We start from the raw sequence: 8,291 nt of genomic DNA on the forward strand, positions 1-8,291 counted from the left end.
GCCGGATGCTGCTCTTACATGCGAAGCGTTCCAACGACAAGTTGTGGCCGGAGATTCCAACATGAGAGCGGACGAATGGGTTCGGGAGGCCGAGCGAGAATCGAAGCTTGTCGATGCCTTGTATAAAGCGCGTTATCTGATCTCGATACACAACGGGCTGACCGTGCGGTGCGACGGCGAGGAATGGGCGCTTGATTTCGCTCAGGAGCTGAACATGATTGACGCCACCTTAAAAATGGCCGGAATCGACACTCGGCGCTTCGAGCCGACGGCAGGCAAGCTCCAGCGGAGGACGAACGCCAATGGAAAGTGAGACCTACAGGGGCTACGTCCTGTGGGGACATGTCATTCGAGAACAACCAGGCGTTCTCGAACGCGAACGCTATGCGGCGAGCGGCACGGTCACCAAGGGCGGCAAGTTTATAGAAGCATCAGGCATTCTTGGTGTTGTGGATTCAGAGTCGGCGGCGGAACGCATCGGCCTGGAATGGGCTCGCGCGTGGGTCGATAGCCACGCCTGACGCGCCGGTACGTATCAGGACTCGTCGCGCGGCGAAGCGGAGTTCGCGAATCGCGCGCTCTCCGCATTGCGCAAGGACTTCGGCGGTAATGCTGAAAAGCCAGGCTCTGCGACCACTTAACGGAAGGCGGCGATGCACGCATGTGTAACGCCGCCTTGTCCAGAAACGAAGGGGCCGGCATCCTTGCAATACCACTTCGCGCCGCTGCATGACGCTCGTGATGAAGTTGGAGTTGCTCCAATGCCGCTATCCGTGTGCGCATTTCAAGCACCCGCAGCACAAATTGCTGACTCGCCCTTTTGGCCAGCAAGCCTCAACCGCGGAGCGCCACAGTAGCCACAACGAGAGCCGAGAAGATCAGCGCCGGGGCAAGATGCTGGAACGGCTCCCGATTTCGTAGCAATGTGAAGAGCGCGCCGATCATGATCGCACCGGCCAGCGTTAGGCCCAAGACTCTGGTTTGTTGCCCGAAAAGAAGCGCCGCACACAACAGCTCAAGAGCGCCGCAGAGCAAATGAAACCATGCCGGGTAACCCCAGCGCGCGAAGTCGCGCTTCACCGCGCCGCGTCCCGCGAGATTGACCACCCCAGCAACCGCGAACAGAACCGCTACGATGGTCGCGAGAATCGAATCGAAAGAAGCAGTGTTTAACGCCATCGTCATGCTCCGTTGCTTTGCTGAAAGTGCTTCTGTACTGAGAGGTCCGCAACCAGGCCAGGGCCAAGGGGTTCCCACGCAAGAACTCGCCGGGCGTGTTGACCGCTTACCGTCTGGTCGAGCGCCAGTGCGTCAGCAAATGGCCCAAGCGATTTGCGAGCATCGTCGAGCGGCCAATATTCGACGCGATCGGCACCGACCGAGGCCCGAATCGCTTCACCCATTTCGGCAACGGCAACGGCTTCTTCCGCGACCACGTTAAAGATCTGTCCAGCGACTCGACCGTCCCCACTTGCCGCCCGCTCCACCGCGCTCAGGTAAGCCGTGGCGAGATCATCGACGTGAACGGCAGGCCAGTGGTTGCGACCATCGCCGACGACTCTCACACTGCCCGTCTGACGGACCATGCCGGCAAGCATGCCAAAGATGCCGCCGCCGTAGCCATGCACCATCGCCGGTCTGAGGATCACGGCAGCAATCGCGCGGCGTGCTGCTAGCGCCAGCACCTGTTGCTCCACTGCGGGCCGCCAGGCGATGAGTGGTGTCGGGTTCAGCGCCGATGCTTCAGTTACGGGCTCCCCTTCCGTATTGCCGTAGACCCAGGTGCCCGACGTATAGACGAACGCCGCGCCCGGATGCAAATGCGAAAGCATCGCTATAGCCGCAGCCTCATCAGCAGCAGCGGCGAAAGCATCGTTGGTCGAAGCGGCATGCACCACGCCATCAGCGGCACCGGCTGTTGCAGCGAAAGACGGTGGCTCGCGCAGGTCGCCCGTATGCAGTGTCACACCGAGACGTGCCAGCGCGCTCGCGGCCGCCGAGCTGTCGTCGCGCACCAGCGCCGTCACCTGATGGCCGAGGCTAGTTGCCTTGCGTACGACCGCTTGCCCGATGAAGCCAGTACCACCCGTAATGAACAGTTTCAAAGCGTTCTCCAATGATGGCTATGACGTTGAGTAGCCATACAAACGAGACCGATCGGTCTCGTTGTGACAAATCTAAACGAGACTGGTCAGTCTTGTCAACTACTCGACGATCTGTTATTTATCTGACATGAACACCTCTCTCCCCGACCTGAGCCCGCTGCAACGCCGTAAGCGGTCCGCCATCCTCGACGGCGCGAAAACCGTTTTCTTAAGCCAAGGTTTCGGCCTGGCAACGATGGACGATGTCGCCGCGGCCGCTGGCGTCGGCAAACAGACGGTCTACCGCCACTTCAAGTCCAAGGAGGCGCTCTTCGTTGGTCTGGTGAGCTCGATGTGCGCTCAGGTGGGTGGATTTCTTGCCAGCGCTCAGGACGAGCAATCGGATGGATCACCCGAAGTCGAGTTGCGCGAGTTGGGATGGGTGTTGGCACAAAACCTTATCGCGCCGGACAATCTCCGGCTTTACCGGGCCATCGTTGCTGAGGCCGAGCGTCTTCCGGAACTCGGCCAGGTGTTTTACGAAAACGGTGCAAAGGTCGTGCGTGCCTTCGCCGCAAAAATTCTGCGAAAGCGATTTGACGAATCGACTGCTGCATTGCGGGCAGCGACATTCGTTCAGTTGGTGCTAGGCGACACGTATCTGGAACTGTCAATTGGCTTCACGGTACACGATGTTGACGCGCGCTTTGCGCTGCAGATTGACGAGGCGGTGGCGGCTGCACTTCGCTAAGGAGCGTCGCATAAGATGTCGAGCCACTGCATGCGGAGCGCAACAGCTTGTAGCGCAGGAAGCAAGACACTGCATTCCCGATTCCAAACGCATTCGCGCATCGGTTTCCGCATGATCCAGGCGCGTTTCTCATACGCGCAGCTCGCGGCCGCAGGCCTTCGCGTTGGGGAGAATCAAACAGAGGCGACGATTGCTTCCCCGGCTGCGAGAGGGTTGGGGCCTGCCGCAAGGGCTTCGCCGTCGCGCCGTGCAGACGTCGATAGCACCACCACGCCAGACCGGGACTGCACCACGGCGTGTTCGGCACTGAAGTTCAACGCTATGAAGAGCGATTGATCACGGTATCGACGTTCATAAGTCAGCACGTCACCGTTTGCGGCGACATTCGTAATGGTGCCCTGCACGAGCGCGGCGTTGCAGCGACGCAAGATAAGCAGGCGCCGATAGAGCGAGAGCATGCTCGACGTGTCACCGTCCTGTTCGCGTACGCTCGAGCCAGTCGCAACGGGCAGCCACGGTTTGCCGTCCGTAAAGCCTGCGTTCGGCAGCGAGCTGTCCCATTGCATCGGCGTGCGCTCGGGATCGCGTCCCTGACCCATGCCTGGTTGCCTGAGTTCAGCCGGGTCCTTGACCTGATCCCGTTCGATGTCCCCATCTGTCATGCCAATTTCGTCGCCGTAATAGATCGTCGGCGTTCCTCGCAACGTCAGCAGCAGGACGGCGGCCAGGCGCGCCTGCGCGGGACCCACGCGCGATGCGATCCGCGGATTGTCGTGATTGCCCAGCACCCAGTTTGGCCATGCATGCTCGGGCAACGCGCTGTCGTAATCCCGGATCATGCCGGCGATCACGGCTGCGTTCCATCTGGCGTTGAGCAACTGGAAATTGAACGGCATGTCCGCCCCTTCGCCGGCCGCTCCGTAATATCTCATCAGTTGCGCAACCGGCAAGTAGATCTCGCCGATCAGCACACGGTCGCCGTATTCATCCAGCGTGGCCCGCATCGAGCGCACGATCTCATGCACTTCCGGCTGATCTTCGGTGTACTTCTGCAATAGCCGATGATGCTCCGGTTCACCGGGTCGATATGCGGTGTTCAGTGGATTGTCACGAAACTGGGCATCCTTGATGAGGAGCCACAAGACGTCCACGCGAAATCCGTCGACGCCGCGATCCAGCCAGAATCGCAACACGCCGTCCATCGCGCGGCGCACATCGTGATTACGCCAGTTCAGATCGGGCTGCTCGCGCAAGAACGCGTGATAGTAGTACTGCCCTGTATGCTCATCCCACTCCCACGCGGAGCCGCCCATGCGGCTCAGCCAGTTGTTCGGTGGGCCGCCATCGGCCGCGGGTTCACGCCACAGATACCAGTCGCGCTTCGAATTGTCACGTGATGAGCGGCTTGCCTCGAACCATGGATGCCGGTTCGACGAATGGTTCGGTACGAAACCGAGCAACACCTTGAGGCCGAGGTGATGGGCGTGGATCACCAATTGCTCAAACTCCGGAAGGGTGCCGAACATCGGATCGACGCCACAGTAGTCCGCCACGTCATAGCCAAAATCGGCCATGGGAGATGGGTAGACGGGAGAAATCCAGATAGCGTCCACACCCAGCGCACAGACGTATTCGAGACGTGCATCAATGCCGACAAGATCACCAATGCCGTCGCCATTGCTGTCCTGAAACGAGCGAGGATAGATCTGATAGATCACACCGCGTTGCCACCACTTCAACTCCGGCATGTCAATTCCTCTTCATAGTCAACTGCCTGGCGCCACGTGCGGACCCTATGCTCAACGACCTCTGGTACAAGAACGCCATCATCTACTGTCTGTCGGTAGGCACCTTCATGGACGCCAATGGCGACGGCGTAGGTGATTTCCAGGGCGTCATGCGTCGGCTGGACTACTTGCAAGGGCTCGGCGTGACGGCGATCTGGCTGATGCCCATTCACCCGTCGCCCGGGCGTGACAATGGTTACGACATTTCCGACTACTACAACGTCGATCCGAAGTACGGCACGCTCGGCGACTTCGCCGAATTTACTCACGCCTGTGCCGAGCGCGGCCTGCGGGTGATCATCGACCTCGTGGTCAATCACACTTCGGACCAGCACCCGTGGTTCAAGGAAGCACGCAGCGATCCTGATTCGAAATATCGCGACTGGTATGTGTGGTCAGATAAAAAGCCGCCAGACGCACAACGTGGTGTGGTATTTCCAGGCGTGCAGAAATCGACATGGAGTTTCGACAAATGTGCAAAGCGTTGATACTTCCATCGCTTCTACGATTTTCAGCCGGACCTGAATACCTCCAACCTTCATGTTCAGGCTGAGTTGCTGAAGATCATGGGCTTCTGGATACAGCTTGGCGTATCTGGATTCCGCATGGACGCAGTGCCTTTCGTGATTGCAACCAAGGGGCCGAAGGTGCGTCAACCGGTCGAGCAATATGAAATGCTGCGAACGTTTCGCGAATTCCTGCAATGGCGTGAAGGTGACGCGATCATTCTGGCGGAGGCGAATGTCCTCCCGAATACAGACCTGGAGTATTTCGGTGACGCAGGCGAGCGCTTGCCCATGATGTTCAACTTTCAACTCAACCAGAACACCTTCTACACGCTTGCAACGGGTGACACGAAGCCATTGAAGCATGCGCTGCTCGCGACGAAGCCACGGCCGTCGAGCGCACAATGGGGCGTGTTCCTGCGTAATCACGACGAACTCGATCTGGGTCGACTCACGCCCGAACAACGCGCTGCTGTGTTCGCTGCGTTCGCCCCTGAGCCGAACATGCAACTCTATGAGCGCGGGATTCGACGCAGACTTGCCCCGATGCTGGCGGGCGACAGGCGCCGCCTTGAACTCGCCTACAGCCTGATGCTCAGTTTGCCGGGCACGCCCGTGTTCCGTTACGGCGATGAGATCGGGATGGGCGACGACCTGCGCCGCCCCGAACGAGCGTGCGCGCGCACTCCGATGCAATGGTCGACAGAACCGCAGGGCGGCTTCACCAAACATACAAAGCCGCCCACATCCGTCATATCCGGCGGCGCCTATGGTTTTGAGCGAGTCAACGTGGCCCAGCAGCGGCGCGACCCGAACTCGCTTCTCAACTGGATGGAGCGGATGATCCGCATGCGCAAAGAAGTCCCCGAAATCAGTTGGGGGGATTTCGAAGTGCTGCGCACATCGCGAAGCGATGTGCTCGCGTTGTGTTATCACTGGCGCAACAACTCAGTGCTACTTCTACATAACTTCGGCGCCGAAGCATGCACCGTGAAGTTTCGCTCGGGCTCCCGCCTGATCAATCTGCTTTCGGACGACCACAGCCAGCCTGGCGCCGACGGTCGCCACGCGGTGGTGCTCGAACCTTATGGCTATCGGTGGTATCGGGTCGGCGGTCTCGACTATCTCTTGACGCGTTCGGAAATATAGATATGTCGCGTGAGCAGGTCGACCAGATTATTTAGGCCTCTTTGCGAAATATTCTGCGATTTGTTCTCACGCACGTTCTCATCTTTTGTTCATCCAAGTGCTGACTCTCTAACTGCGGCATGTCGGTTGCTTTGAAACAGCTTGCACCGTCGGATAAAAAAACCTTGTGGCTCACTACGCCTCGAGAACGGTGGATGTTTCTGAACAGCACTCGCCACAACCGTGTATTCCAAGGGAGGAAGATCATGAAAAAGATTGTCGCGGCTCTCGCATCCGTATTGCTCGTTTCCACGGCGTTCGCACAAACTGCGACGCCATCGGAAGCCGGCAAAGCGCAATTGAAGGCAAACAGCGAAAAAAGCGAAGCGCAGGCTACTGCGAACAAGAAGAAGGCCGAAGCTCAGAGCGACGCCGACAAGGCTCAGGCGTCCGCGAACGAAGACAAGGCTTCGGCTCAGGCAGACGCCGACAAGAAGGCGGCGAAGATGGAAAAGGCAACGACGCCAAGGGAAGCGTCTGATGCGCGCGCCGATGCAACGCGGGCGCAGGCCAAGGCCGACAAAAAGAAGCACGATGCGCAGGCCAAAGCGGATCGTAAAAAGCACGACGCAGCCAACGATGCGAACGTTGCTCAGGCGAAGGCTGACAAGGAAAAAGTCGAGGCGCAGAACGACGCGAACAAGAAAGCCGCCGATCAACGGGTCGACGCCGCGAAGAAGCAATAAAGAGCAATAGAGCCCTTCCAGGGGGCGGGCGAAAGTGCTCGCCCCCTACGCTACATCACGCAAAGGTTGTTGTTCTCCGGTTACAAGCCGGAAACGGACTCACGCTGAATACCCCTGCCAAACGCCGGCAAGCGTCGACTGGACTGTGTATGCCGATGCCATGTCCACGATCTCACAGTTCAATTGGGGTTCGGCTTAACAGGCACAGCGAATGTTTTACCTGCAGCGTGTTGTCGCCAACTGCGGAGTCATCCAGCAAGCGGGACTCCCGCCACCCGTCCGGATCGGCCAGGAAGTTGGCGAGCGTTTCCATAGCTCAAAGGCTTACGATAGAAAACGTACACCGCTCCCATTGCCTGGCGGAACCAGGGGTCGAACACGCAGAACGGTCCCGCGGCTCATTTCGATGAGCACTCCCGCGAGGGGACGGCACATGAACGTAGTAAATGAAGGATCAGACGGTACGATCCTAAGCGGGTTGTAATGTTCAGACATGCAGAGCTTGCGCATTCGGGTGCAGTTAGCCCGGATGCGGACATCAAGGCCGCACGGCCTGCGCGGGGCAGACGCCTTGCGCTTGGGGTTGCGTCGGCAAGCGCTTTGGCTGTTGTGGTGACGGGTATCGTCGCGTATGGCGACTGGTTCGGCTATGAGCAGGCGCCCGGCATCGCCCGACCCACGTCGCCAGCGCAAAGCACGTCGTGGTCCGGCCATGTCGCGCTGCCGTCATCGCCTCCCGCTCGCGGCACCGCGGTTGCCAGTGTCGAGCTCGCCCCGCCTGTGTCTTCCGCTCCGTCCGATCATCGTGCTGGATCTACTCCGGATTCTGCTGCGCCGCAGTCGGTTACACGAGGGCCTGCCGAAACACGCGATGCCGCCACACGGAATCGCCGCCATTCGGCGCCGCACGTGAGAGCAATCGCGCCGCGGCATGCGCCCGAGATCACACGCCCCACATCGCCAACGCTACAGGCGTCTTCGTCCGGTCATGTCGCGACATCATCGTCGCCTCCTGCCCCGGAGACTGCAATTGGCAGTGTTGAGCTCGCCCCGCCTGTGCCTTCCGCTTCGTTCGATCACCGCAACGCACCTTCTCCGAATGCTGCTTCACTGCGATTGGCTGAAGGACACCTTGCAGGTGGTCATGGCGTGGGTTCGGGCGCAGGCGGTTCCGGTACAGGTGGTTCGGGTGCAGGCGGTTCGGGTGCGGGCGGTGCGGGGGCAGGCAGTGCAGGCGCAGGCAGTGCAGGCGCAGGCGGTGCAGGCGCAGGCGGTGCAGGCGCAGGCGG

General features: G+C 59.7%; 9 protein-coding genes and 1 pseudogene. 6 read left to right on the plus strand and 4 right to left on the minus strand.

What is annotated here, in order from left to right; genetic code table 11:
- Positions 1–61: 61 nt before the first annotated feature.
- Entirely contained in the window at positions 62–313 is a 252-nt protein-coding gene (locus BLT65_RS41490; RefSeq protein WP_042312882.1) for a hypothetical protein, read from the plus strand.
- Positions 303–521, plus strand: a complete 219-nt coding sequence (locus BLT65_RS41495) for a hypothetical protein (protein ID WP_081921274.1) — start codon at positions 303–305, stop codon at positions 519–521. The genes BLT65_RS41490 and BLT65_RS41495 overlap by 11 nt, the downstream gene beginning before the upstream one ends.
- A gap of 313 nt (positions 522–834) precedes the next feature.
- On the opposite strand, the gene BLT65_RS41500 is transcribed toward BLT65_RS41495, so the two are convergent.
- Both BLT65_RS41500 and BLT65_RS41505 read right to left on the minus strand, forming a co-directional pair.
- On the minus strand, positions 835–1,179 hold the full coding sequence (locus BLT65_RS41500) for a DoxX family protein (RefSeq protein WP_042312919.1): 345 nt from the start codon (positions 1,177–1,179) through the stop codon (positions 835–837).
- Positions 1,180–1,181: 2 nt separating this feature from the next.
- Positions 1,182–2,105 (minus strand): NAD-dependent epimerase/dehydratase family protein, encoded by a 924-nt coding sequence (locus BLT65_RS41505; protein ID WP_091789734.1) that lies wholly within the window; start codon positions 2,103–2,105, stop codon positions 1,182–1,184.
- 127 nt (positions 2,106–2,232) lie between these two features.
- Here BLT65_RS41505 and BLT65_RS41510 point away from each other — a divergent pair, with 127 nt between their 5' ends.
- Positions 2,233–2,835, plus strand: a complete 603-nt coding sequence (locus BLT65_RS41510) for a TetR/AcrR family transcriptional regulator (protein ID WP_091789737.1) — start codon at positions 2,233–2,235, stop codon at positions 2,833–2,835.
- Positions 2,836–3,008: 173 nt separating this feature from the next.
- Here BLT65_RS41510 and BLT65_RS41515 read toward each other — a convergent pair whose 3' ends face one another.
- The gene (locus BLT65_RS41515) at positions 3,009–4,583 is read right to left on the minus strand and encodes an alpha-amylase family glycosyl hydrolase (protein WP_091789740.1); all 1,575 of its coding nucleotides are present in this window, start codon (positions 4,581–4,583) and stop codon (positions 3,009–3,011) included.
- Between the two features lie 47 nt (positions 4,584–4,630).
- Here BLT65_RS41515 and BLT65_RS41520 point away from each other — a divergent pair.
- Positions 4,631–6,277: pseudogene (locus tag BLT65_RS41520) on the plus strand (alpha-amylase family protein).
- Positions 6,278–6,396: 119 nt separating this feature from the next.
- Positions 6,397–7,002, plus strand: a complete 606-nt coding sequence (locus tag BLT65_RS41525; protein WP_244187002.1) for a hypothetical protein — start codon at positions 6,397–6,399, stop codon at positions 7,000–7,002.
- Between the two features lie 172 nt (positions 7,003–7,174).
- Here the strand turns inward: BLT65_RS41525 and BLT65_RS47505 are convergent, their stop codons facing one another.
- Positions 7,175–7,315, minus strand: a complete 141-nt coding sequence (locus BLT65_RS47505; RefSeq protein ID WP_167306643.1) for a hypothetical protein — start codon at positions 7,313–7,315, stop codon at positions 7,175–7,177.
- Between the two features lie 717 nt (positions 7,316–8,032).
- Between BLT65_RS47505 and BLT65_RS47510 the strand changes: the two genes are divergently transcribed.
- On the plus strand, positions 8,033–8,291 hold a 259-nt coding region (locus BLT65_RS47510; protein WP_167306644.1), incomplete at its 3' end, for a hypothetical protein.

It is taken from the genome of Paraburkholderia steynii, assembly GCF_900100565.1.
In the GTDB taxonomy this organism is placed as follows: Bacteria; Pseudomonadota; Gammaproteobacteria; order Burkholderiales; family Burkholderiaceae; genus Paraburkholderia; species Paraburkholderia terrae.